Annotated in this window: 23 protein-coding genes and 2 pseudogenes; 8 read left to right on the top strand and 17 right to left on the bottom strand. The window is 33.4% G+C overall.

Annotated features, from left to right (window positions below; all coding sequences use genetic code 11):
- Positions 1–55: 55 nt before the first annotated feature.
- Both ACHRWY_RS01460 and ACHRWY_RS01455 read right to left on the bottom strand, forming a co-directional pair.
- The gene (locus ACHRWY_RS01460) at positions 56–1,261 is read right to left on the bottom strand and encodes a FecR family protein (protein ID WP_395351815.1); all 1,206 of its coding nucleotides are present in this window, start codon (positions 1,259–1,261) and stop codon (positions 56–58) included.
- 93 nt (positions 1,262–1,354) lie between these two features.
- On the bottom strand, positions 1,355–1,876 hold the full coding sequence (locus ACHRWY_RS01455) for an RNA polymerase sigma-70 factor (protein ID WP_395352493.1): 522 nt from the start codon (positions 1,874–1,876) through the stop codon (positions 1,355–1,357).
- A 423-nt stretch (positions 1,877–2,299) separates the two neighbouring features.
- Here ACHRWY_RS01455 and ACHRWY_RS01450 point away from each other — a divergent pair, with 423 nt between their 5' ends.
- Together ACHRWY_RS01450 and ACHRWY_RS01445 are read left to right on the top strand one after the other, a co-directional pair.
- Positions 2,300–3,433 carry an NADH-dependent flavin oxidoreductase gene (locus ACHRWY_RS01450; protein ID WP_395351813.1) on the top strand — a complete coding sequence of 378 codons (1,134 nt, stop codon included), beginning with the start codon at positions 2,300–2,302 and terminating at the stop codon, positions 3,431–3,433.
- A 186-nt stretch (positions 3,434–3,619) separates the two neighbouring features.
- Positions 3,620–4,516, top strand: coding sequence for a helix-turn-helix domain-containing protein (locus ACHRWY_RS01445; RefSeq protein WP_395351811.1), 897 nt, complete (start codon positions 3,620–3,622; stop codon positions 4,514–4,516).
- Between the two features lie 829 nt (positions 4,517–5,345).
- On the opposite strand, the gene ACHRWY_RS01440 is transcribed toward ACHRWY_RS01445, so the two are convergent.
- Both ACHRWY_RS01440 and ACHRWY_RS01435 read right to left on the bottom strand, forming a co-directional pair.
- The gene (locus tag ACHRWY_RS01440) at positions 5,346–6,266 is read right to left on the bottom strand and encodes a helix-turn-helix domain-containing protein (RefSeq protein ID WP_395351809.1); all 921 of its coding nucleotides are present in this window, start codon (positions 6,264–6,266) and stop codon (positions 5,346–5,348) included.
- A 68-nt stretch (positions 6,267–6,334) separates the two neighbouring features.
- A complete protein-coding gene (locus ACHRWY_RS01435; RefSeq protein WP_395351807.1) occupies positions 6,335–7,165 on the bottom strand; it encodes an SDR family NAD(P)-dependent oxidoreductase in 831 nt (276 codons plus the stop codon).
- A 153-nt stretch (positions 7,166–7,318) separates the two neighbouring features.
- Between ACHRWY_RS01435 and ACHRWY_RS01430 the strand changes: the two genes are divergently transcribed.
- Positions 7,319–7,429, top strand: a complete 111-nt coding sequence (locus ACHRWY_RS01430; RefSeq protein ID WP_395352491.1) for a helix-turn-helix domain-containing protein — start codon at positions 7,319–7,321, stop codon at positions 7,427–7,429.
- 76 nt (positions 7,430–7,505) lie between these two features.
- Here the strand turns inward: ACHRWY_RS01430 and ACHRWY_RS01425 are convergent.
- The 4 genes and pseudogenes from ACHRWY_RS01425 to ACHRWY_RS01410 form a co-directional block, all read right to left on the bottom strand.
- A pseudogene (locus ACHRWY_RS01425) lies at positions 7,506–7,703 on the bottom strand (nuclear transport factor 2 family protein); the annotation flags it as partial.
- Positions 7,704–7,708: 5 nt separating this feature from the next.
- The gene (locus ACHRWY_RS01420; protein ID WP_395351805.1) at positions 7,709–8,257 is read right to left on the bottom strand and encodes a nuclear transport factor 2 family protein; all 549 of its coding nucleotides are present in this window, start codon (positions 8,255–8,257) and stop codon (positions 7,709–7,711) included.
- 283 nt (positions 8,258–8,540) lie between these two features.
- Positions 8,541–8,762: a hypothetical protein gene (locus ACHRWY_RS01415; RefSeq protein WP_395351803.1), complete on the bottom strand. Its 222-nt coding sequence runs from the start codon at positions 8,760–8,762 to the stop codon at positions 8,541–8,543.
- A 23-nt stretch (positions 8,763–8,785) separates the two neighbouring features.
- Positions 8,786–9,646, bottom strand: a complete 861-nt coding sequence (locus ACHRWY_RS01410) for an AraC family transcriptional regulator (protein WP_395351801.1) — start codon at positions 9,644–9,646, stop codon at positions 8,786–8,788.
- Between the two features lie 488 nt (positions 9,647–10,134).
- Here ACHRWY_RS01410 and ACHRWY_RS01405 point away from each other — a divergent pair.
- Positions 10,135–10,230 (top strand): annotated as a pseudogene (locus ACHRWY_RS01405) (SDR family oxidoreductase); the annotation flags it as partial.
- A gap of 17 nt (positions 10,231–10,247) precedes the next feature.
- Here ACHRWY_RS01405 and ACHRWY_RS01400 read toward each other — a convergent pair.
- The 5 genes from ACHRWY_RS01400 to ACHRWY_RS01380 all read right to left on the bottom strand — a co-directional run bounded on the left by ACHRWY_RS01400 (position 10,248) and on the right by ACHRWY_RS01380 (position 14,907).
- Positions 10,248–11,603 (bottom strand): MATE family efflux transporter, encoded by a 1,356-nt coding sequence (locus ACHRWY_RS01400; protein WP_395351799.1) that lies wholly within the window; start codon positions 11,601–11,603, stop codon positions 10,248–10,250.
- Positions 11,604–12,522: 919 nt separating this feature from the next.
- The gene (locus ACHRWY_RS01395; protein ID WP_395351797.1) at positions 12,523–13,419 is read right to left on the bottom strand and encodes a helix-turn-helix domain-containing protein; all 897 of its coding nucleotides are present in this window, start codon (positions 13,417–13,419) and stop codon (positions 12,523–12,525) included.
- 71 nt (positions 13,420–13,490) lie between these two features.
- On the bottom strand, positions 13,491–13,787 hold the full coding sequence (locus tag ACHRWY_RS01390; protein ID WP_395351795.1) for a putative quinol monooxygenase: 297 nt from the start codon (positions 13,785–13,787) through the stop codon (positions 13,491–13,493).
- Positions 13,788–13,811: 24 nt separating this feature from the next.
- Positions 13,812–14,093 carry a hypothetical protein gene (locus ACHRWY_RS01385; RefSeq protein ID WP_395351793.1) on the bottom strand — a complete coding sequence of 94 codons (282 nt, stop codon included), beginning with the start codon at positions 14,091–14,093 and terminating at the stop codon, positions 13,812–13,814.
- A 16-nt stretch (positions 14,094–14,109) separates the two neighbouring features.
- Positions 14,110–14,907: an SDR family NAD(P)-dependent oxidoreductase gene (locus tag ACHRWY_RS01380; protein ID WP_395351791.1), complete on the bottom strand. Its 798-nt coding sequence runs from the start codon at positions 14,905–14,907 to the stop codon at positions 14,110–14,112.
- 988 nt (positions 14,908–15,895) lie between these two features.
- Between ACHRWY_RS01380 and ACHRWY_RS01375 the strand changes: the two genes are divergently transcribed.
- The 4 genes from ACHRWY_RS01375 to ACHRWY_RS01360 all read left to right on the top strand — a co-directional run bounded on the left by ACHRWY_RS01375 (position 15,896) and on the right by ACHRWY_RS01360 (position 20,570).
- Positions 15,896–16,681: a LytR/AlgR family response regulator transcription factor gene (locus ACHRWY_RS01375; RefSeq protein ID WP_395351789.1), complete on the top strand. Its 786-nt coding sequence runs from the start codon at positions 15,896–15,898 to the stop codon at positions 16,679–16,681.
- Between the two features lie 30 nt (positions 16,682–16,711).
- Positions 16,712–19,012, top strand: a complete 2,301-nt coding sequence (locus ACHRWY_RS01370) for a PAS domain S-box protein (protein ID WP_395351787.1) — start codon at positions 16,712–16,714, stop codon at positions 19,010–19,012.
- Entirely contained in the window at positions 19,006–19,410 is a 405-nt protein-coding gene (locus ACHRWY_RS01365; protein WP_395351785.1) for a response regulator, read from the top strand. The genes ACHRWY_RS01370 and ACHRWY_RS01365 overlap by 7 nt, the downstream gene beginning before the upstream one ends.
- 785 nt (positions 19,411–20,195) lie before the next feature.
- Complete coding sequence (locus ACHRWY_RS01360) at positions 20,196–20,570, top strand: helix-turn-helix transcriptional regulator (RefSeq protein ID WP_395351784.1); 375 nt, start codon at positions 20,196–20,198, stop codon at positions 20,568–20,570.
- Between the two features lie 453 nt (positions 20,571–21,023).
- On the opposite strand, the gene ACHRWY_RS01355 is transcribed toward ACHRWY_RS01360, so the two are convergent.
- The 4 genes from ACHRWY_RS01355 to ACHRWY_RS01340 form a co-directional block, all read right to left on the bottom strand.
- Entirely contained in the window at positions 21,024–21,743 is a 720-nt protein-coding gene (locus ACHRWY_RS01355; RefSeq protein ID WP_395351782.1) for an SDR family NAD(P)-dependent oxidoreductase, read from the bottom strand.
- A gap of 436 nt (positions 21,744–22,179) precedes the next feature.
- Positions 22,180–22,764, bottom strand: coding sequence for a Crp/Fnr family transcriptional regulator (locus tag ACHRWY_RS01350; protein ID WP_395351780.1), 585 nt, complete (start codon positions 22,762–22,764; stop codon positions 22,180–22,182).
- Between the two features lie 82 nt (positions 22,765–22,846).
- On the bottom strand, positions 22,847–23,419 hold the full coding sequence (locus tag ACHRWY_RS01345) for a hypothetical protein (RefSeq protein WP_395351778.1): 573 nt from the start codon (positions 23,417–23,419) through the stop codon (positions 22,847–22,849).
- Positions 23,420–23,509: 90 nt separating this feature from the next.
- A complete protein-coding gene (locus ACHRWY_RS01340) occupies positions 23,510–24,088 on the bottom strand; it encodes a hypothetical protein (protein WP_395351776.1) in 579 nt (192 codons plus the stop codon).

Genomic DNA, 24,088 nt, shown 5'->3' with positions numbered 1-24,088 from the left:
CGACTGAACAAATACTAGCCGGGAAATGGTGCAAACATTTTCCGGTTTTTTTTATTTACTTAGTTACGGTTACTTCATAGTTTTGGTTTGTTTTGGTTATTTTATAATTCACATTCGATGTTTTACTGATAATATCCAGAAGACGATCTATAGGTTCCTGTTTTAAAACAATCCCGGTAAACTTAATCTGCTCCAAAGACTTATTCTCAAACTTCACATTAAAGTTGTACCATCTTGACATCTTGGTCAAAATGCTTTTCAGGCTCTCGTTTTCAAAATAAAACCTGCCGTCTTTCCATGCTGTGTAAGCCGCAGGATCAACTTCTGCTACTTTGATATCTTCATTTTTATGATATATTCTCGCCTGCTGTCCCGGCGTTAAAATAACGGACGTCTTTTCTGAATCATTGGCAGGGCCTAAAACCTTAACTTTTCCTTCTGCCAGAGTTGCGGCAAATACCTGATCTTCCGTATAAGAACTCACATTAAAGTGTGTTCCTAATACCGTGACATTACCCGACTTTGTTTTTACAGTAAAAGGACTATTGGGATTTTTAGCCACTTCAAAATAAGCTTCTCCCTCAAGGGTTACTGTTCTTTTATCTGAGCTGAATTCAACTGGATATTTCAGGGATGATTTTGAATTTAACCACACTTTTGTTCCATCAGAAAGGTTTACGGCGTAGATACCGCCCACAGGAACTATTAAAGTATTATCTCCCGTTGAAGTTGTTCCGTTTAAATCTTTGGCATCATAAACCAAAACGCTGTTTACATTGGAGATTACACCATTTTTAGAAACAATTTTTTCTTTTTTTGGTTCTAAGGAAACAACCGTTCCGTCTGCCAAAACCAAAGTTGGGTTATGGTACACCGGAGCAATGCTTTGAACTACCACTTCCTTTTTTTGATTTATGTCATTATTTCTAAAAATAAATGTCGCGGCAAGCCCAAGTAGAAGAACAAAAACTGCCGCGTATTGTAGAAATTGCCTGTAGTTAAAAAATGCGATTACAGGGGTATTATCCTGGCTAATCTTTTCTCTCACTCTTGCAAACGCGGCATCTGTATCGATACTGCTGTAAAATACTTCTTTTGATTTTAAGGTTTCAAAACGAATCAACTTTTGATAATACTGCTGATTCTCCGGCACGGAAAGCCATTTTTGCAGTACAGCATTTTCCTGCGTCGATAAACCGCCCCCGGACAGCTCTTTTCTTATAAGATCAGCGATTACAAATTCTTTTTTTCCTAAAGACATATTTTTTGACATTAAGTATCGGTTATTAACACTTTAAGTAAATGTTATATAACTAAGAGTACGAAAGACTAAAAAAGGGTGGAAAGATTTAAGTTAAATTTTCAAAAAAAATAAAAAAAACAGTAATTCCGGGTAATTTGTAAGTTTTGTCTTTAACAATTCGATAGCGCGTGAACGCTGAGACTTTACGGTGTTTATAGAAATATTAAGTTGTAGTGCTATATCTTTATATTTCATTCCTTCTAAGCAGGAAAGTTCAAAAACTTCTTTACATTTTTCAGGTAAAGAATCTAAGGCAGTAATCAGGACAGCGTATACTTCCTCTTCGAGAATATTAAAATCAAATTCAAGTGTATTATCAGAGACTTCATCCTCAAGCTTAACCTTTTTTTGTTGTTCTTTTAATACTCCCAGAGAACCGCTTTTAACCATTTTATAAATATACGATTTCACATCATCCACTTTTTCAAATTTCAAACGGTCTTCCCATAATTGCAGCATGACATTTTCAACTACTTCCTCTGCTTCAAATTTATCCTTCAAATATTTGAAACTATAGCTTACAAGTCTTGGATATAAGGAATAAAAAAGTTCCTTATAGTATGCCTCGTCTATTTTAATATGTTGCTGCTCTGAATTAATTTCTTTCTGCTTTTATTGCAGCAAATATATATTTTTAATAAACAAAACTCCAAAATCCGGAGACAATTGATATCAAATACATAAAATCATTGTAAAAAAGCAGGAAAATAAACACTTTTACCAAGATTAATCTAAACTAAGAACTATAATTAAGAGTTGCAATTTAAGTCATAGAGTTTAGAGTTTTTGATCATTAACATTAAAATGAAGAATGAAAAATATATGTTTTTAGTTTTCTTAAAATGTTTCATTATTAGATATTAAATTGGATCATGAAAACAGTTTACAAAAGCTCCATTCCGCAATTTGTGTCACATCTACCGCCTTTTGTATAATTTGCAGGATAATTTAATGTCCCAACTTTGCATCATCATTTAACACCATAAAAATTAAATAATGAGCGAGACAACAGATACAAAACAATTATTCCAGAGTTTTACATTTAAAAACGGAATCGAAACTAAAAACAGCATTGCAATGGCGCCAATGACAACCTGGGCCAGCAACGATGATTACACAATATCAGATGATGAAATAAAACATTATGAAGCCCGAAGCGGAAACGTTGGCTTGGTGATAACAGGCTGCACCAGAGTTATGGCAAACGGAATTGGTTTTAACAATGAATATGCCTCATACGATGACTCTTTTCTGCCAAGCCTTAAAAAACTGGCCACTGCTGCAAAAAAAGGCGGCTCACCTGCAATACTTCAAATTTATCACGCTGGAAACAAAGCAGTTTTGGACCTTATTCCTGATGGTATTCCTGTTAGTGCAAGTCCCATAGCATTAGCACCGTCTATGTTTTATGCAGGAGGAGTGGTATCGCGTGAACTTACACATGAAGAAATTCTGGAAATGATAAAGGCTTTTGGTGAAACTACTCACAGGGCAATAAAGGCAGGTTTTGACGGAATAGAGCTGCATGGAGCTCACGGATTTCTATTACAAAATTTCTTTTCGCCCTATTATAATCAAAGAACTGACCACTGGGGCGGATCTGCCGAAAAACGAATGAACTTTGCTGTAGAAGTGATCAAAGAAATTCAGGATGTAATTAAAAAGTATGCAGACAGGTCATTTTTGATCGGTTTCAGAATCTCACCAGAAGAGCCTGAAAGTTATAGAGTGAAAGATGTCTTCCCATTGATTGATAAACTAATTGAATGCGGAATTGATTACTTGCACGTTTCACTTGCTGATCTGCTGGCGCAAAAGCCTTTAGATGATGAAAATGGTGGTGCTCCTATTTTAAAATTAGTACTTGATCACGTTCATCACAGAGTTCCAGTGATTGCTGCGGGAGGCATCAAACAGTTCAATGATGCAGTAGAGGCACTAAAAATGGGGTTGTCGTTGGTGGCTGTTGGACACGGTCTTATCATCAATCCGAATTGGGTGGAGCTTGCATCTCATGAAGAAAAAGCAGATGAAGTTTTAAGTATGTCTAAAGCAGATGAACTGAGGATACCTAAAAAACTGCAGGAATTCATTCAAATAGCAACAGGATTTTTTCAGGTCACAGACTAGTATTTTTATTTCAATATTACACATTCATAGGAGCAAAATGAAAAAATCAGAAAAAATAACCGTAATTGGTACCATAATATGATGTGGACTCCTGCAGCAAAATTGATCATGTATGGAAGGCTGAAAACCTTTAGTAATTTTTTGAATAAAGATTAATACTAATATAATTAAGTACAAATAGGACTTATGAAACATTATAAAACGATAAGTGAGCTCCATAAATCAAACGGATTTCCACCGCCTGAAAATCCACTTATGGGTATACTAACTTTTGAGGAGTCAGAAAAATGTACTTTCATAGAGAGAGAATTTACTATGGCGTTTTATACGATTGCCTTAACAAAGTTAAAATCAGGGACATTTCAATATGGTAAAACAAAGTACGACCACGAAAATGGTTCTTTGGCTTTTTTAAAGCCCCATCAGAAAATATTAATGAATAATGTAGAAACAAGTGAAAAAGGATTTCTATTATATATCCACGAAGATTTTTTGGTGAACCATAACCTTCATTCAGAAATAAATAAATATGGATATTTTGATTACGAAGTGAACGAAGCTTTGCATCTCTCGCCAAAAGAAGAAGACATTATATGGGAGTTATTCAACAAGATAAAGCTGGAATATTACAATAATCAGGATGAGTACAGTAAGGATATAATACTTACTCATATAGATTCTATCTTAAAATATGCGCAGCGTTTTTATAAGCGGCAATTCTTGAATAGATCTTTATTATCAGGCACTATAATCACTAAATTTACTGATATACTGAAACAATATTTTGAAAACGGAGGTCTCCAAAAAGAAGGTTTACCGTCTGTAAAATATATGGCTGTAAAATTATCCTTGTCACCAAAATATTTAAGCGATTTATTAAAACAAGAAACAGGTAAAACAGCACTGGAACATATTCATATAGCATTACTTATCGAAGCCAAAAATATTTTAATGAATACCAACAAAACCGTAGCAGAAACTGCGTATCAATTGGGTTTTGAAAACCCACCCTACTTTTCAAGACTTTTTAAAAAAGAAGTAGGTGTAACACCTACCGAATATCGGGAGCAGTTTTTGAATTAAGGTTAAAATGTGGTAGAATGGAAACCTTTTTTGCCACAAAAAGTTAAGGTGGTATCTTTACAAAATAAAGTGAAAAATATCAGAATACATTTTGTGGCAAAATCAAAAATAAAACGATATTAATTTTGTCTTAATCCCCAACAGGGACATCTAAACCAAATTTAGAAAGCCACTGGGAGACAAGCGACTATATATAATAAGCCAATTTCTTCAAATCATCCAAAAAAATGTTGAAATTTGTCCCCTGGAGGTCGCAAAAACTAAAATCCCATTTCTTACGAAATGGGATTTTTTTTTTATGTATTTTACTAAATTCAACCATTAACCGTCACTAAAACCAAATGGCGCCAATTGAAGACAATTGACGCCATTTTTTTGTTTACACTATTAAAAAAGGTAACTTCTAATCATTTTTCTTTTTTTACAATCACTCTAAAATAAGATACAATTGCAAAGAATTATATTTTATACCAAAACCAACATAAATTTTAAGTTTATCATTTGATAACTTAACAGGATTCGAACACCAGGAAGATATCCGAAATTAAGTTTTAAATTGTTTTGAGCTGCTGTTCAAAAGCTGATAATGCTGTCCTATTTAGTATTGTTTTATTATCCCATCATCCGTTTGCATTTGTTGATTATTACCCTGTTACCCAACTGATGCAAAAACTGGTTTGTTCCTCTACTAAAGATTCCTATTACAGATGTCAGAGAATAAACCGGATAAGTCTCTTCGTTGTCCTCCATTGATAAGATGATCATTTTGATTAAGATCAAATACAAACATATTGCTTATTGGAATGACATCATATAAATTGCAGCAAGATCAATTAAAAGACCTTCTGAATTCTAAAGGAGAAATTTTCATTTTGGTCTTGAACAGATTACTGAATGATTGGGAATGCTCAAATCCCAAGGCATTCGCAACTTCTCCTACAGAAAGTTCTGTAGTAGAAAGCATCTGTTTAGCCTCAATAATCAGTCTGTCATGTATATGTTGCTGAGTGCTCTGCCCTGTCAGAGAACGCAGCATATCTGTTAAGTAACTTGGAGAAAGATTTAGATGGTCTGCAAAGTATGAGACGGAAGGCAAGCCAAATTTTACAGATAGTTCATCCTTAAAAAAGGTATCTAACAATGTCTCGAATCTTTCAAGAAGATTACCTCCTACTGCCTTTCGAGTAATGAATTGTCTTTTATAAAAACGATTGGCATAGTTTAAAAGTAATTCAAGCTGCGAGATGATCACATCATGGCTGAAATCGTCAATCCTGGCATTCAATTCATTTTCAATAAAACTAAAGATGGAAAGAATAGTATTTTTTTCCTCTTCCGAAAGATGTAAGGTCTCTTTAATGGAATAGGAGAAGAAACCAAACTGTTTTATCTTTTTAGCCAATGGATAACCTAAAAAGAAGTCCGGATGTATTAACAAGGAAAACCGGGAGCACGCTGAATCTTCGGAGCCTTTTCCTCCCATGATTTGTCCGGGTGCTGCAAATAACAGTCCTCCCTGATCGAAATCATAATAATCCTGTCCATATTTTACTTTTCCGCTTAATCTTGGTTTATACGATATTTTATAAAAACCTAAGACATGAAGATGGGGTATTTTATTCAAAGGCATAAAACTGTGGACTTCATTGATCAGGCTGATCAGCGGATGTTTTGGCTTTGGCAGGTCAAAGAAAAGATGCGCTTCAGTAAGTGATCTAAATTTTGTATGCATCTGTTCGTCCTTTTTCATAATTCTTTATTAAAGATTAAAGATAAGAAAAACCGACTATTAAAAATAATCGGTTTTTTATAAAATTATTAGTTCCCTTGGGCCGATCTTGAAACTTCATCCCAAGATTCCCAAAGGGCGATCCGTTCTGCATAGATCCCCTTTATCACTGGCAGGTTATGACTGCCCATATGAAAGCGCAATGGCGGGTTTTCAGAATCAACAACTTTGAAAAGCGCTTGCGCCGTTGCATTTGGATCTCCCAGCTCAAATGATGAAAGGCTTTCAATAAATTCTGCTTTTAGATCTTTGTAAGCTTCGATATTCCCTGTGAATTTCATAGATTCCTCACTGCCGAATTCTGTGGCATAAGCGCCTGGTTCAATAATAGTGACTTTGATCCCGAACTGCTTCACCTCTTCTGAAAGACTTTCGTGAATGGCCTCGAATGCCCATTTCGAAGAACCATAATATCCAAGGAAAGGCGCAGTGAAGTGGCCGATGGTGCTTGAAGTTCCTAAAATATGACCAAAACCCTGTTCTCTCAAGATCGGCAATGCTGCCTGAATAACACGTATTGGACCAATGATGTTGGTCTCATACAAAGTACGAATCTCATCTGCAGCACCTTCCTCTATTGTGCCGACCAGTGAATATCCTGCATTGTTTAGAACGATATCAAGTTTTCCGAAATATTCCTGGGCTTTCTTAACAGCATCTTTGACCTGGTCATGATTTGTTACATCCAGCTCCAAGGTCAATACCTGGTCGCCATATTTTTCTTTAAAATCGGAAATGCTTTCCAAATTCCTCGCTGTAGCAACTACTTTATCGCCGCGTTTCAATGCTGCTTCTGTCCATATACGTCCGAAACCACGGGATGATCCCGTAATAAACCATACTCTATTTTCCTGTGCCATAATATTTTATTTTAATAGGACAAAATTAATAAGACAGACATTCATATTTGTAGGCGAACCGCAGATGTTTGTAAGCTAATGGCAGAATATTGAGTGAAACAGAAATTTTCACTTCAATTAACAACACTGGAATATATTCACATCGCGCTAATAATGGAAGCCAAAAAAATTTTAATGAATACCGATAAAACAGCAGCAGAAACTGCGTATCAGTTAGGTTTTGAAAACCCACGCTACTTTTCAAGACTTTTAAAAAAGAAGTAGGTACAACCCCTACCGAAGATAGTGTTTTGTGCAAAACCGTCAGATTGGTTTTGATATTGGGTGCTGCACCAAATTTCTCAACGTAGGTATACAGATTATCTATACTTCCTTGTGAGAGGTCATTACCTAAATGACCATACATAATCGCATCCTGATGGAAAGTCTTTTTTAATTCTGCTACGTTTCCTGTTTTTAATCCGTGAACATAGCCTTCCATTGCCGCCAAGACATCTTCATAATCCTGAACGGTATTTATATTTTGATTTGCTGCCATTATTCTTATTTTTTAACTTGATAAATTTTACTGATGATTTTCCAATCGCTGCCGCCCTTAACCAATGTAAACATATCGGCATATTTGTTAGGTCCAAATTGAGATTCTATTCTCACTATTGCTACATCACCTTCTACATCCAGAGTGGTCAATGTGTAATTCGCTTCCATTGGCTCTGCTGCAGAAAATCCATCAAATAGTGCCTGGATAGGAACACTTTTTAATACTCCGTTTTCAGACCACGACATTGTTGCGGTTGATGCAAATGCTGGTTTTGCAATATTCCCATCACCTTTTCTTCCTGCTTCTACATATAATTCTATAGCTTTAAGGATACCTTCTTTTTGTTCTTGATTGTTTTGCATAAGTTCTGTTTTATTGTTTTGATTATTTTTATCTTGACAGGAAATTAATAAACCGCCAATTGTTAATGCTGAGATAGTGGCTACGAAAAATATCTTTTTCGAAATTTTTCCAATGCCTTGCCTAAAGCCATTAGCATTAAAACCTGCGGAATTTGAAACTGCGTTTTTTCGTTCTGGAATGTTTTTCATAAATCGTTTTGTTTTAGTTGAATATTGTTAATTTTTGAGCATAATTCTACTGTGGTACTTCACAGAATAATTAAGCTCTATTTCTAAAACAAAGGTACAATGAGCACAGTGCGTGTGTTTTTCTAATTAGTTCAAAGATTTTGACTAATTAGTCCTTTTTGAGAATTGGAAATATTCAATGTGGAAGTTTCTCCATTAATTACGATTTGTTATAAAAACTTTTTTAATGGGAACTTGAGAATAAGATGGAAGAATGTGATTCAAATAATTGAATGCTGAAATTTTATTGAAGCTGATTTAGTGCTTCATCAATAGGAGTATTGCCGTCGTGCATTAAAACAACCTTACCATTGCTTAGTAAATCAAGATAGACTTGCTCAATATTATCCAAATTATTTTCTGGCTTTGGATTTCTTGAGCCCGATAAAACCTGATGTGGAGAAGCTAATTTATCAACTAAAAGAGGCCCAACTCTTCCATTTCCTCCAATAACTAATACTTTCATAAGTTCGAGTTTTAAATCATCTATTAACGGGAGATACTTGGTGCCTGACCGTGAAATTCTTTGTATATTCTTGAAAAGTGAGAGACATTTTCAAATCCTAAAGAATAACAAATATCCGACACCGACAAAGCTGTAGTTTCCAGCATATCTTTTGCCTTTTCCAATCTCTTTTCTCTGATCCAGGTTGCAGGTGCAACATTGTATATATTTTGAAAATCTCTTTTAAAACTCGACAGACTTCTTCCGGAAAGATAAGCCAGTTCAGAAACAGAGACTGGTGAAGCATAATGCTGTTCTACCACATTACGAATATCAGTTCTAACAGGTTCATGCAACTGTAAAATTTGTAAAAACATATTTCGATTACATTCTGCAACATCATAAAGTAATTCCATAATCTTCAGCCGAAGCTGTCCGGGATGAACCACAGATTGATCAAAGAAATAAGGCTTTAGAGAATGGGCAAATGCAACCAAACATTCATTCATTGGGTAAACTCCTGTCTTAATTTCTCCTTCAGGTTTTGCGACCTTAATTTCTGAGGTTGATAAAAATGACTTTAGAAGATCATCTTTGATACTAAACATAAAACTATCGTAAATATTATCATTTTCAGCATTTCCAAATTTATGATACTTTACAGCAGTTGCCTTTTTTAGCAAAATCATATCATTCTTGCCCAGCTTATATTCCTGCTTCCCATAGGTCAGAACAACGGACCCTTCCAGTACAATTAGGAGTAAATGCTGTTCGAGGTACATTGTTCCTTTAACTTCTGTACTGTGTATACACTGTTCAATTACAGAACAGCCATCTAGCATGAGGAAGTTTTGTGGCGCATCGCACCCAATCAAAGAAGTTGGAACTTTAATCATTTTTTTCATACTACAACTATTAAAGCTATAAAGCGGTTTTAATTCTGTTTTGGAAATTCTTTTGGAATTAATCCTGAAAACATTATATGCTTCAATAACAAAGATACAAGCATTAAGAAAAACATATTTTTCTTTTTAGTCCAAATATTTTGCTCTTTTAGTCCTGAAACAATTGATCCGTTGATAAGTAGTAAATATTTGGCAAAACAGTCAGTATGCAAAATGTGTCCTTTAGGTCACTCTGGCGGTTTGTGTTTTTTCTTGAATAGTAAAATTTCCTGATAAATTAAACCCATCAAGCTTCTTATATCTGCTAAATATCTATCTGCACAAGTTTCATTAAACTAAAAAAGGTTGTCCTGATTCTGTTAACCTTCAATAATTACTTTTTGGTGTTTTATTCCCTATTCAGCAAGATCATTTATTATCTTTTTAATGTCAATCCATACTCCGTCAGTTGACAGGACGCGAAAGAATTTCCGGCAGGTGCTACTACAATGCAGCGATTAGGAGACCCAGTGGAAATTGCGAAAACAGTATTATTTCTTGCTTCAGACCATGCAAGTTTTATTACCGAAACAGAGCTGTTAGCAGATGGAGGCTATATAAATTATTTTTCCAAAACTTTATTTATTACATATCGAAATCTTAAATACAGTAAGATAGATGATGTAAACAACCCCAAACTCAAACCATACCAGATTCCCTTTATTCCTGCATTGAAATAAATTCCTAAAACATAGGCCGCAGGCAGGCCAATAAGCCAATAAGCAACAAAAGTTATAAAGGTTGGAATGTTTACATCTCCCATTCCTCTTAATGTCCCTAATCCAACCACCTGGGTACCATCAAAGAGTTGGAATATTGCGGCAATTATCAATAATTGTGCAGCCAGCGCTACAACACTTGTGTCATTTGTTATTAAATAAGGTAAATATTGATTAAAGAGTGTGAAAATTACAGCAAAGAACATCATAAAAATAATAACTAAATGATAAGAAGCATAAGCAAACTTCTGAAGTCTTTTGTAATTCTGATTTCCGAAACTATTTCCAACTTTAATCGTTGCAGCTGATGCAATTCCTCCTGCCATCATGTAGGTCATTGCCGCAAGGGTTATTGCTGTCTGATGAGCAGCCTGTTCAATTGCACCAATGTGACCGGCCATTAAAGCGGCAACTGCAAATGCGCCAATTTCAAATACATACTGCATCGCCACAGGTAATCCTATTTGTACCACTTTTACCATTTTTGAAAAATCAACAAACTTAACAGAGAAATGTTTTATATAAACGCTAAAATTCTCTGATCGAAGTACATACCACATCATGACCAGCATCATTAAAACCCTATCTATCAATGTTGCTATTCCTACTCCCTGAACCCCCATTGGCTCAATCCCAAACATTCCCTTTACCAGAATCACTGCTATAATTACGTTGAGCACATTTCCCCATATTGTTATCGACATTGCTTGTTTTGTGAAACCCAGCCCTTCTGCAAACTGTTTAAAAGTTTGAAATATCATTAAAGGCAGAATAGATAAACTTAAAATAAGTAAATAAGGTTTTGCTGTTTCTACCACATGAGGATCCTGATCTGCATGCTGCATGGCAAACATAGAACCATAGTACACTACTAAAAAAAGAAAAATTGCAGCAGCGACATTAAGCCATAAACTGTTTGAAAGAAGCCCGGCGCATTCCTTAAAATTTGATTTTCCATTTTCTTGTGCAATCAAAGGTGTTAATCCATAGGCAATCCCTAATCCAATGACTAAAACTACCATAAAAACAGAATGTACCAGCGAGACAGCTGCCAATGATATAGTTCCTGCATAATGCCCAATGATAACTGTATCGAAAGTCTGCACCAGGGTATGTCCAAGCTGAGAGATTACAACAGGTCCTGCAAGTGCTACTGTACTTTGGTAGTATATCTTATTAGATTTGTATTTTTTGATCATATTAAAAATTTGACTGCCAAAAGGCAGATTTAATGTATTGAAATTGCTATGCCGTAAACTTTCATTTAAAGGACATCAATTCTTTTTTTGTAGATATTATGCTCTCAACAGCCTTATTAAAATGCTAAGAAATATACCATTTTGGTAATCTGACAGGAATTTTCTGCTGGTTATTCCTGTCTGGGTTTTAAAAAATCGTATCATCTTTCCGTCTCCAAACACCTCTTAATCAACATATTACCATGTAATACATTGAAAAGCACTTCAACACCACATTCTGTTTTATGAAATTTAACTGTTTTCATTTTCTTTTATTCGTTAACATATTCAAATCCGTTTCTTTTACTTTCTTTAAGATGTGATCGAATATTATAATTAAAGCAAATTTACAACTTCATTTACAAATAACTTCAAACCAAAAAAATGAGCAGTAATAAATTACAGCTCATTTTATAAAAGTGATTCCTTATCTACCCTTTATTTCAGGACAGTAAATAATCTTCTGTTGTTCTGATTTTTGTGTAAAAGAATTCCAATGCTGCTAAAAATGCATTGTGAACATCTGCAGCCTTAACCTCATGTCCATTGACCTGAAGATTCATTGGGATAAACTATATGGGACAAACTCAAATTTAGAGAACATTTTTACATTAATCCCGACAGGACAACCAAACCCAGTCTCTATTATATAACCATTCAGAAATTTTTTTAAACAACATTTTCATTGATTCCGGATCTATTGCGTTCATGATATCAAAACAGTTGTAATCCGGAACAATATCAAAACCACAAAAACGGTAATTACTGGTAACCTGAATTAAAGCATCTTAGAAATTAAGTTTAGATTCTCCTGGATTGTTTTCAATTATTGCTCAAAAGCAAATAATGAGATCTCATTTAAAAATGCTGTGACTGTAAATCAGTTTAAAGAATTGTCTCTAAATTCTTTAGGTGTCACGCCAACTTCTTTTTTAAACAGCCTGGAAAAATAGGGTCGATTTTCAAAACCTAATTGATAAGCCGTCTCCGCTATAGTTTTATTGGTACTTAATAATAAGTTTTTTGCTTCCGTAACTAAAAAAATGTGAATATGTTCCAAAGCCGTTTTTCCTGTTTCCTGTTTGAGTAAATCGCTAAGATATCTTGGAGAAAGCGCCAATTCAGATGCTAAATATTTTACGGTTGGCAATCCTTCTTTTTGAAGTTTTCCACTTTCAAAATAGTGTTTCAAAATTTCTGTGAATTTTGAAACTGTAGTACCAGAAATAGACCTTCTATTTAGAAATTGTCGTTTATAATAACGCTGGGAATATTTTAAAATTGAATCTATATGAGTAAGAATAATATCTCTGGTGTACTCATCTTGATTGTTATAATATTCACCCTTTATTTTATGAAACAAATCCCAAAGTGTTTCTTCTTCATTGGGTGATAAATGCAGAGCTTCGTTGGCTTCGTAGTCAAAGAAACCATACTTTTGGATGGTGGAATGCAGGGAATGATTAAATAAAAAATCTTCGTGAATATAAATCATAAAGCCTTTTTCGGTAAGCTCTATATCGTTCATTTGAATAATCTGGTTCGGCTTTAAAAAAAACATAGAACCATTATCGTGGTCGTATTTTGTTTTTCCATAATTAACGGTCCCGGATTTTACTTTTTTTAAAGCTATTTTATAAAAACCCAAGGTAAATTCTGTCTCGACAAATGTACAACCTCTGATATCATCAAAGGTTACCAAGCCCAGCAATGGGTTTTCCGGAGGAGGAAATCCGTTTGTGGTATAAAGCGCTGTTATTGTTTTGTAATGTTCCATTTTTGATACTCTAAATGTATCAAAAATCTACGATATTAAACTGTAGATTTTTGATAAGTTACTTATTATTCTCAGGCTTCCTCCAGATATGTTACTTTCGGTGCAGCTGTCAATTTACCATCGAGAAAGGCGAAAAAACTTTTTACGTAAATTTGTTCAAGATGCCACTCATACAATTCTTTTGAAGTATAAATAGCAAAAATAACCAGAGTATTGGGCTCTTCTTTTTTTCTTGTTAATTTAAAAATTTCAGTGCCTTCTTCAAGTAAAATGAAATCTTTAGTTTGAATTGCGTTAGAAAGTACTACATCAATGAATACGGAATCCACATCAAGTTCAACGTGGGTAATTATTTTATCGTTTTTCATTTTTAATTGTTTTGAACTATTTTATTATTTTTCCTGGTTCATCATTACAAATGCCCCTGTTGGAGAAGACAAATAGAATTTTCTAAACTCAGCAGTGTCACCCGCATATATTTCAAAAACATTCTGTTCCATTGCGGCCAGTAATACTTTAGCCACTTCAACTGGGGATATTCCTTTCTCTCCTCCTGCTTCGCTGGAAAATTCAGTATTTACCAGTGATGGCATCAATTCAAATACTTTGATAGCAGGTTCTTTGATAAGGTATGACGAAGTGCGAACTGCCACTGTTTTATTTGAAATATACATTTTACTGTTTTCTAAATTATTTAAGGCTTTTTAGCATCGAACCTTCAAGCATCTTTGGAGCGAAGTTTTGAAGGAAAACAATCATTCCCGACTGTTTCCCAACTGGATTACTAAATTTTGGTTCTTTAGTTCCTATTATTTTAGTAATCATGCTAACTACTGGTTCTGGTGTTTGGGCTTCATCTAAACCTTTTTGAGTTAGAGCATCAACTTTTTTTCTATAATTATTATAGTCGCTAATGGCATTGCCCTTAGAAGCGACAGCATGATTACCTAAATTCGTTTTGAACCAAATGGGCTCAACTACACTTACCTTTATATTGAATTGGTTTAACTCCAATCGCAACGCTTTAAAATACCCTTCAACGGCATGTTTTGATGCGGAATAGTAGGACAAATTTGGTGGTCCGATCAAACCAACAATAGAACTTACAGTAATTATCTGTCCAGATCTTTGTTTTCTTAATTTTGGCAACAAAGCATTGGTCACCTTAACTGTTCCCCAAAAATTAGTTTCAAACTGTTTTCTCGCAACCTCCATAGGGGTTTCTTCTGCAATTCCGGTAACCATAAAGCCTGCATTGTTTACTAGGACATCTAATTGTTGGATTTCATTTGAAACTTCTGTGGCAAATGAATGAATAGAGTTGTCATCATCTATATCTAATTTCAATAATTTAAAGGCCAATTTTCCAATGTATTTTTCCGGCTCTCTACTAGTGCCAATTACATTATATCCTTTTTTGTAAAGATCATTTGCTAACATCAATCCAAATCCTGATGATGCGCCTGTAATTAAAATTGTTTTACTCATTATGCTTTTTTTTATGTTTTTAATAATGAGGCAAAGTTAGGACAACAACAGTCGTAGCTAATTATACAAATATCTGAAGTGATGATACATTTTTACGTATATGCTTATAGACCATTACAACATTTACCCCAAAAATGTTTAAAAAAAAGTACTGTACCCGAGAAATACAGAATACCGAAATTTTGTAGCTTTCATTATTGAAACACATGACGACTTTTAATGGATGTAAATAAATTTAACCTCAGAAAAAGAGAACATATTTAAGTTAGCTTAAAATAATTCCAAAATCACGTATTAATTTCAGAGGATATTACGTCGGGCATGTTTTTATTTTAGTTATTATTCTCGGCAGTACATACAAATTTTCGTTAAAGAGACAATAGTCCTATAAATGAAGTATTCTGTCCTATAACTATATTCCCAAGTGTATCTTATTTTTGCAAAAAAACAGAACTCTCAAAAAAAACGATTAGCTTTCTTTTAAAAACTTTCTATTTCATAAAAAAAACACAATAAACTAAACTAGAACGAAGATTAAATAATGCCAAAAAATTAAGGGTGCATTTTTTTGTCATATCAGTACCTGTAGAAATTGGTAATACAGAAACATCTCGAAGATCATTTTCAATTTCTTTAGAAGAGCTATGGCTTCTTGCTATTGACGGATTATTATTAGGGATCTATAAAATCAAAAATGATCCCAAATTGCTTTAACACATTAAGAATAACAATATAGTACCATGATATTTTGGTGGTTTTATTAAACTGTCTTATAGTTTAAAAACAGCAACAGTACACAAATAACGTCAATTTTAACACTTATACTTTTATTTGTCCATTTATTACTTTTCGATAGATCCCATAGCCAAATTGTAAAAGTATCCTAAATGTTTCTGTAATTTATATTTTAAAATATAGTATTCCAAAAATCAGTAAACAATTAATAATCAACATATTAATATCTGAGTTTTAGAACTAAATTTTTGAATTGATAAATAAAAGCAAAAAAACTATGACTCCTGTTAATGCCATAATCTTATCTGAAGAAAAAGAGACTTTTCAAATCTTAAAAAAATTTGAGGAAGAAAACGCTATGATTATGGAGATAATTGGTAACGCTGATTGTATACAAGACGGAATGATTCTAATAAAATCAAAAAAACCAGACCTTATCCTTTTAGATATTATTATTAAAGACAATCTATTTTTTGAAATGCTTGAACAATTAGAATTTAGTATTCCAAAACTTGTATTTATATCAGCAAATAAGGATTATGCTGTTAAAGCTTTTAAACACGATGCTGTTGATTTTTTACTGAAACCCATCGATTTTAATACCATAATAATGGCTATCTATAAAGTAATTAAAAGAAGGGAAATGGAGCGCTCTTATCAGCATCAAAAAATTAACACTATAAATATTTTAAACACTGTTAATCAAAAAAATGATTATGTTGCCGTTGCCTCTTTAGAAAAAATAGAACTCATGCCAATGTCAGAAATTACTTTTTGTAAGGCAGATGGAAAATATACCGTTTTTATTCTATCTAACGGAACCAGGATAATGTCAAGCAGAAATCTGGGTGAATACAGTACCATTCTTGATAACAATTATTTTTTCAGAATACATCATTCCTACATTATCAATCTTCGTCATATTATTAAAATTTCAAAAAAAGACGGCTACTTCTGCGAACTTTCTAATGGAGTAATTTTACCCGTTGCCAAAAGACGGCAAGATGATTTTAACAAGTTTATAAAACTTAAAGATTAAAATAAAAAGTTAACTTCAATTACCAGTAAGATGAATACCTATAATATTTCAGAAAGCAACGCGGCAGAAGAAAAAAATGATAATACCCCATATTGTTTGGATGAACCGTTACATGACCCTGCCAGAATTTTAGAGTTTTCAATGGATCTGATTTGCTCTTGTGATGAAGGGGGAAGATTTGTATGGGTAAATAAAGCTTCAGAACGTATTTTAGGCTATAAACCAGAAGAGTTAACTGGTAAAAAATACAGTGATTTTATATTTCATGAGAATAATGATATTCCAATAAATGAAAATTTTAATTTTAGAAGCGGGACACACACCTCTATATTTGAAAATAATTTCATACACAAAAATGCAAGTATTATTTATTTGCAATGGTCTGCTGTATGGGATGATGTTAAAAAATTATGCTATTGCATAGGCAGAGATGTTACTGAGAAAAAAAATATAGAAAAAACATTTGAAATTGAAAGACTGCAATTCTTTAATATATATTCGAAAGCACCTTCATATATGGGAATATTAAAAGGTCCGGACCATATTTATGAATTGGCAAATGAACTTTATTTGCAATTAATAGATAAAAAGGATATTATTGGAAAGACTGTAAAAGAAGTTTTACCGGAACTTGAAACGCAGGGAATTTTTGAAATTTTAGATAATGTATATCAAACAGGTGAAAGTTTTTCAGCTAATGAAATGCTTATAAAATTTGATCGCTATAGCACCGGAAACCTAAAAGACGTTTATTTAAATTTCATTTTTCAGGCACGCAGGGATGCTAATGATACTATTGACGGAATACTTATTTTTGGCAATGATGTAACAGAGCAGGTTCTATCGCGAAAAAAAATTGAAGAAAGCGAAAAAATGTATAAAGATCTAATCCATAAATTGCCGGTTGCCACCTACTCTTGCGATGCTGAAGGACGAATAGTTCTCTATAATAAAGCTGCAGCTGCGTTATGGGGAAGAGAGCCTGAAATAGGAAAAGATTTATGGTATAATTCATGGAATAGTAATAATAAAAAAAAGCACCTTGCGACCCTCAATTTATGTTCGCTGACTACAGCACTAAAAGAAGGCGATCCAACCCTTAATAAGGAAATAATTATAGAACGTCCCAATGGAGACAAACGCAATGTATTGCCCTACCCCGTTCCCTTTCACAATACTGAAGACGAGATAACAGGAGCCGTTATTGTACTTTCTGATATTACAGAAATCAAGCTGGCGCAGAAAGAGCTAAGAAAAAGTGAAAAAAAGTACAGGTATCTCTTTGACAACAATCCAATGCCAATGTGGATTATTGACTTAGTTTCTTTTAAATTTCTGGATGTAAATAAAATGGCAATTCTGCAATACGGATATAGCCGTGAAGAATTCCTTTCTATGACTGCTTTGGACATACGGCCAGATGATGATAAAATTCATTTCATAAAATCGAGCGATAAATCAAAAATTGATAAATCCAATTATAATAGGGGAATATGGAATCATATAAAGAAAGATGGAACTATTGTTCCAGTTGAAATTATTGCCCATAACATTGTGTATGAAGGAACTGCAGCAAGATTAATTCTTTCTAATGACATCTCTGGTCGTAAAAAAGCAGAAACAAATCTGGAAAAAAGAAACAGAGAACTCATCAAAACCAATTCGGAACTGGATCGATTTGTATACAGTGTATCACACGATCTGCGTTCCCCCCTAACTTCTATTCTTGGTCTAATCTCTTTTATTGAAACAGAAAGCAGGGAAATTGATACTCTTAAACATGCCGAACTGATACGGATCAGTATTAATCGTCTGGATGACTTTATAAAAAATATTTTAAGCTATTCGCGAAATAACCGTACAGGGCTTAAAGTCGAACAGATCTCACTAAATGAAATGATGCTTGACATAGTAGATTCACTTCAAAGAATGAAAGAGGCAAAAGGAATTCGTTTTGAAATTGAAATAAAGGAACAAAAAGTTTTTTATACAGACAGGCTTAGATTTACAACCATTATAAAAAATCTAATTTCCAATGCCATAAAATACCATAAAAAAGAAGAAGATGACAAATTTGTAAAAATATTTGGATATTCAGATCATGAAAATTTCCATTTTTCAATAGTAGATAATGGGATAGGAATTGATCCGGTGTATCATCAAAAAATATTTGAAATGTTTTTTCGCCTTTCGGGCAAAGATGGCTCAGGTATTGGCTTATATATCGTAAAAGATGCCATAGAAATATTGCAGGGCTCTATAGAAGTACAGTCAGAGAAAGGGTCCGGAACCAAATTTAATATCACTCTAAAAAATTTGAAACCATGTTAAAAGAACTACATCCAAAATTTGAAACAGTTATGATTATTGATGATAATCTGGTAGATTTATATATTATATCACGTATGGTCACTCAGAATAATTTTGGAAAAAATGTGCTGCATTATACAGAGGCGCAAGAAGCCGTGAAATATCTGCAGGAGAATCAGTACAATATTTCCAAATTACCTCAAATAATTTTTGTGGACATCTACATGCCTTTAATGTCCGGATTTGAATTTCTGGAAGTATATCATACATTATCAACTACCTTAAAAAATTATTGCAAAACGTATATTATATCCTCAACAATCGATAATGAAGATATTGCACGATCAAGCAGTAACAAAAATGTGGTTTCTTTTCACGTTAAACCGATTACCAAAGAATTTCTTGACCGAATTATTTAGGAATAGTTACTATAAATATTAATTCTAATAATTAACAGATTTTACACTTCACCACTTAGCTGGCAATGTCGTAACGATTTTAATAATTACTACGATTGCTATTTTTAACTGTGATAAACATCTCTCACCCTGTGAACTCTTACAAACTTCATTCAGAAATTTAGTATCAGGATTTTGAGACTCCTGTTACGCTAGCTTGCTTTCATACGATGAGACTATGGGTCGCATTATGTACTCTTTTTTAAAATTCCTTATAATTAACCTTCCTTAACTAGTATTAAGTTTGGCTCTGTCTATAATTTTCATCCTTATCGGTTTCTTGCAGTAAACGGTTATACCATATAGCTGTCAGTTATTACTTCTCCCTTTTAGTTTAAAAGGCATCCCTGTTAATTTGCATATAAGATATTAAAAAAAATATGCTTTGCACAATCCAACAAATGCCTTTCGCTTAACTAACTGCTATTCCCAATTATGAAAAAACCAGCTCTCTATTTATTTTTTTTTACTCCAATAATAGCTCTATCAACAAATCGCCCTCTTGTTTATTTAGACCATAAACCAGTTGAAGCTTCTATTGACTCAATGCTTTTTTTATTATTTACAGCAGGTCTCATATTTGGCTGCTATACTATTTTCAAAAAAAATAGACTTTAAATTAAAAAAATACCCTGTACTAATAATTAAATCAGAAGAAATATGAAAAAAAAGTTACTATTACTCTCTATTTTGTTTTCTTTTCAAAGTTTTTCTCAAATACATATTGGCACCAATATACACATTACATGGCCACGTCAATAAAAAATAAAATTAAAAATATTAGGGAATTAAGAAATTATACCCAGCAATATATGGCTGATCAACTTGGCATTACGCAAGCTGGTTATAGTAAAATTGAAAAAGGAAAAACTATTATATCATACGCTAAATTGGTAGAAATTAGCGAGATTTTCGAAGTTAGCATAGAAGATATAATAAATTTTGACAGTAAAAAATGTATCAAAAGTTTAAATAGAGTTAAAGATAATAATACCGTAAAGTTTTATAATAACTGTAAAGTTCTAAAAGGACTTTATGAGGACAAAATAAAACTTTTAGAAAAGCTTTTAAATAAAACTGAAGATGAATTAGAATATTATAAAAATAGATTTGGCCCATAACACAAAAGTGAAACTATGAAATAATGATTTGGATAAAACATTTTAGTTCTATTAATAAAAAAGACAGATAAAATATTAAACTTATAAATCGGCATTTTTGCTATATGGAAGATTAGGAAAAAGTTTTAAACCCTCACAAACAAAATTCAGACCAGAACTAATTCCAAATAATGATGATCAATTTAAGTGGAATAATTCTGTTTAATGTATTCCGAAACTATTGGTCAAATTATACCGAAAACATATGGTCTCGTTGGCCAATTTTTCCAAAAGCCCCCTATAAAACCTAGTACTTAAATCTCTTAAAGTCAAACAAAACAAAAAGCTGAACACATTAATGCGTTCAGCTTTCTTATTTTAAATTATCTTCCTGCTGGAAATAATATTGTATTGACTTTCATTTTCGGTACGACTTTAAAAACCATACATACCGCCCGAAACGGAAATTTGCTCTCAAGTGATCCAGGCAGCGTCATCAGAAGCCAGAAATACTGCAGCTTTCGCAATATCTTCGGGTTGTCCTCTACGGCCAAGCGGTGTTTTTTCGATAAACATCTTTTCATACTCACTGCCGACAGTAACACCCGCACTTGCTGCACCCTCCGTTTGCGTAGCGCCCGGCAAAATAGAATTTATACGAACTTTTTTAACACCCAACTCCTTAGATAAAGCAATTGTGAAAGCGTCAAGTGCAGCTTTAGTTGAAGAATACAAAGAGGCATTTTGAAGCGGATACTTACTTGCACCTGAACTGATATTGATGATGTTCCCACCCTTATCGCCAAAAAGTTTCAGAGCTGCCTGAATAGTAAGGACTGGCCCCAGCACATTAACGTTAAAACTTTGGTGGAAGTCTTCTGCCGAAATTAGTTCAATCGGTGCATATCCCTGAAATACCGCGTTATTTACTAAAATATCGAGCGTGCCGAAAGACTTCTCGGTTTCTTTAAATAATCTGGTCACATCAGCTTCTTTCGATACATCTGCCTGTACCGCAATGGCTATACCACCATTATCGATTATCGTTTTAACTACTTTGTCTGCTCCTTCTTTACTGGAAGCATAATTTACAACTACCTTTGCGCCTTCTGCAGCAAAGTGTTTAGCGATAGCTGCACCTATTCCTTTGGAAGCACCAGTAACTACCGCTACCTTGTTTTCTAATTTTCTCATGATTTCTATTATTAATTATATGAAAGCCCTTCAGTTTTTTATCCTTCTAAAGCACATTCAAAGTTGCAGCATCCTAACGAACTAGCCGTTGACATGCATCACTAATTACACATGATAAATGTCAATTCAAATTGATGATTCAAATCAAACACACACATTAACTACTTATAAAATAGATATTTACAAAAAACATAAAAAACGAAAATGCAGACCTCCAGATGATCACAAGGGCATAATTTCATCGTTCAGTAGTCTTTCGTTCAGAGAAAGATGCAAAGTTGACGTAACCGAATTGGAATATCTGGCGGAAGTAATCTATAATTACCCCGCAATCCAGACATTGATTAATAGAATTGTTTATATTCCGGGAAAGGAGGTTTCCGGGTTATTCAATTAACAGCCATAATGATACCGAAGTATGAAATAGCTAAAGGATTTATTTTGAAGCGTTTTTCTTTATCCTGCTCAAGGTTTCAGATGATAATCCCAGATAAGAAGCAATCATATTTTGCGGAAACCGCTGTAGAAAATAAGGATAAGTCTTAACCAATTCCTCATAGCGCTCTTCAGCTGAATAGTTAATAGCCTGCATTCTTTTCTGGGCTGCAATGGTGTTGTTTTGACTGATCACATTCGACATCGCTGAAAAGGCAGGGATATGCTTAAGAAAGTCCTCAATTTCCGCGTTGGTTGATTGAAGGATTTCCAGTTCCTCCAGCGCTTCAATATTGAATCGGCTTGGCGTTAACAGGTAAAAGCTTTCAAAATCTGTCAGCCACCAATTTTCCATAGACAATTTCAGTATATGTTCACGTCCTCTTTCATCTAATGTAAAGGTTCTGGCGGATCCTTTCACAATAAACCCTATATATTTGCATATGTCTCCTTCCTGTAAAAAATATTGCCGTCTTCGAAGTTTTCTGGATTTGAAATGAGTTCTTAATAAATGCTTATCATCTTCTGATAACAGTTTGCCTGATATTTCTTGAATGTAATCGAAAAATGCTTCAAAATTGGACATTATAAAAGTAATTTAATGGGTTGCAATTTACTTAATTTAAAACATATCTCAATTATGCAGATAACATATATATAACATCCCTTTATACTACATTCCCTTCCTTATCTGTTCGATATGGTTGGTGCAGTTCATGCCATCTTTTTACAAAAGAATCAATGTTTGCCATATCTTTTTTTACCAAATCTCTTAACTTATTCACCTCTTTTTCGAAACTACTTTGACTATTGATTTTTCCCAGTTTATATTCTGGTAGAAATAACATATAAAACAAAGGAGGACCTTTATAATCATCATATCTTAATTCCATAATAGTTAAGTCGTTTGGCGGCAGCTTAAAATTTATTCCATCACAATCTTTCAAGTCATCAAGTGAATTTAATTTTTCGTTGAGTTCAAAAATATTCAAACTGATTTTTATCCTTTTTTCACCCTTAAGCATACTAGCATTAATAAAATGCAGCTGATTTTGATCTGTCAGTTTGCATAATTCATAGGAGTATCCCCCAATATTAGAATCATATTGTCCAAACCAAGAAGTTTTAAATGGCGATTTTGCGTAACTGTTCTTTTCTAGCTCAGGAATCCCATAATCTTTAAAAATTGTATTCCGTTCGTCTAGAAGTTTTTTTTCTGATATTCTAAAATTATCTTTCATATTTAATAATAAAGGAAAACGAATTGATTGACTAGTGATAATTTCTACCCTTATTTTATTTAATTACTGATAATTAAAACTTTTACATCACTACATGTTGATTACATTACCTTCTCTGTCTGTTATATATGGTTTATGTAATTCATGCCATCTTTTTTCAAAAGAGTCAATATTGGACATATCTTTTTTTATCAAATCACTTAATTTCCTGACTTCCTTTTCAAAACTACTTTGCGATTTGATATTTCCTAATTTATGCCACGGTAAAAATAATATATGAAATAAAGGAGGGCCTTTGTAATCATCCCTTCTTAATTGCATACTAGTTGAGTCGTTTGGCGGAAGATGAAAGTTTATTCCATCACAATCTTTCAAGTCATCAAGTGAATGTAACTTTTCGTTGAGTTCAAAAATATTTAAATATATTTTTATCCATTTATCTCCCTTAACCATATCAGCGGTAATGATATGGAGATGATTTTGATCTGTCAGCTTACATAATTCATAGGAGTATCCGCGAATATTAGAATCGTATTGGCCAAACCAGGAAGTTTTGAATGGCGATTTTACATAACCGTTTTTTTCCAGCTCAGGAATCCCATAATCTTTAAAAATAGTATTTCTTGCATCTAGAAGTTTTTTTTCTGATATTTTAAAATTATCGTTCAT

Source organism: Flavobacterium sp. FlaQc-48 (assembly GCF_044007335.1).
Classification (GTDB): Bacteria; Bacteroidota; Bacteroidia; order Flavobacteriales; family Flavobacteriaceae; genus Flavobacterium.
This window is presented reverse-complemented; position numbering and strand designations above follow the sequence as displayed.

What these genes read in the sequence shown, in the direction of transcription:
- ACHRWY_RS01445 (WP_395351811.1), top strand. Translation starts at nt 3,620, where the DNA reads ATGAAACATTATAAAACGATAAGTGAGCTCCATAAATCAAACGGATTT.
- ACHRWY_RS01435 (WP_395351807.1), bottom strand. Translation starts at nt 7,165, where the DNA reads ATGGCACAGGAAAATAGAGTATGGTTTATTACGGGATCATCCCGTGGT.
- ACHRWY_RS01370 (WP_395351787.1), top strand. Translation starts at nt 16,712, where the DNA reads ATGAATACCTATAATATTTCAGAAAGCAACGCGGCAGAAGAAAAAAAT.
- ACHRWY_RS01430 (WP_395352491.1), top strand. Translation starts at nt 7,319, where the DNA reads ATGGAAGCCAAAAAAATTTTAATGAATACCGATAAAACAGCAGCAGAA.
- ACHRWY_RS01360 (WP_395351784.1), top strand. Translation starts at nt 20,196, where the DNA reads ATGGCCACGTCAATAAAAAATAAAATTAAAAATATTAGGGAATTAAGA.
- ACHRWY_RS01420 (WP_395351805.1), bottom strand. Translation starts at nt 8,257, where the DNA reads ATGAAAAACATTCCAGAACGAAAAAACGCAGTTTCAAATTCCGCAGGT.
- ACHRWY_RS01385 (WP_395351793.1), bottom strand. Translation starts at nt 14,093, where the DNA reads ATGTATATTTCAAATAAAACAGTGGCAGTTCGCACTTCGTCATACCTT.
- ACHRWY_RS01340 (WP_395351776.1), bottom strand. Translation starts at nt 24,088, where the DNA reads ATGAACGATAATTTTAAAATATCAGAAAAAAAACTTCTAGATGCAAGA.
- ACHRWY_RS01415 (WP_395351803.1), bottom strand. Translation starts at nt 8,762, where the DNA reads ATGAAAGTATTAGTTATTGGAGGAAATGGAAGAGTTGGGCCTCTTTTA.
- ACHRWY_RS01400 (WP_395351799.1), bottom strand. Translation starts at nt 11,603, where the DNA reads ATGATCAAAAAATACAAATCTAATAAGATATACTACCAAAGTACAGTA.
- ACHRWY_RS01345 (WP_395351778.1), bottom strand. Translation starts at nt 23,419, where the DNA reads ATGAAAGATAATTTTAGAATATCAGAAAAAAAACTTCTAGACGAACGG.
- ACHRWY_RS01450 (WP_395351813.1), top strand. Translation starts at nt 2,300, where the DNA reads ATGAGCGAGACAACAGATACAAAACAATTATTCCAGAGTTTTACATTT.
- ACHRWY_RS01395 (WP_395351797.1), bottom strand. Translation starts at nt 13,419, where the DNA reads ATGGAACATTACAAAACAATAACAGCGCTTTATACCACAAACGGATTT.
- ACHRWY_RS01365 (WP_395351785.1), top strand. Translation starts at nt 19,006, where the DNA reads ATGTTAAAAGAACTACATCCAAAATTTGAAACAGTTATGATTATTGAT.
- ACHRWY_RS01390 (WP_395351795.1), bottom strand. Translation starts at nt 13,787, where the DNA reads ATGAAAAACGATAAAATAATTACCCACGTTGAACTTGATGTGGATTCC.
- ACHRWY_RS01440 (WP_395351809.1), bottom strand. Translation starts at nt 6,266, where the DNA reads ATGAAAAAGGACGAACAGATGCATACAAAATTTAGATCACTTACTGAA.
- ACHRWY_RS01350 (WP_395351780.1), bottom strand. Translation starts at nt 22,764, where the DNA reads ATGTCCAATTTTGAAGCATTTTTCGATTACATTCAAGAAATATCAGGC.
- ACHRWY_RS01460 (WP_395351815.1), bottom strand. Translation starts at nt 1,261, where the DNA reads ATGTCTTTAGGAAAAAAAGAATTTGTAATCGCTGATCTTATAAGAAAA.
- ACHRWY_RS01355 (WP_395351782.1), bottom strand. Translation starts at nt 21,743, where the DNA reads ATGAGAAAATTAGAAAACAAGGTAGCGGTAGTTACTGGTGCTTCCAAA.
- ACHRWY_RS01380 (WP_395351791.1), bottom strand. Translation starts at nt 14,907, where the DNA reads ATGAGTAAAACAATTTTAATTACAGGCGCATCATCAGGATTTGGATTG.
- ACHRWY_RS01410 (WP_395351801.1), bottom strand. Translation starts at nt 9,646, where the DNA reads ATGAAAAAAATGATTAAAGTTCCAACTTCTTTGATTGGGTGCGATGCG.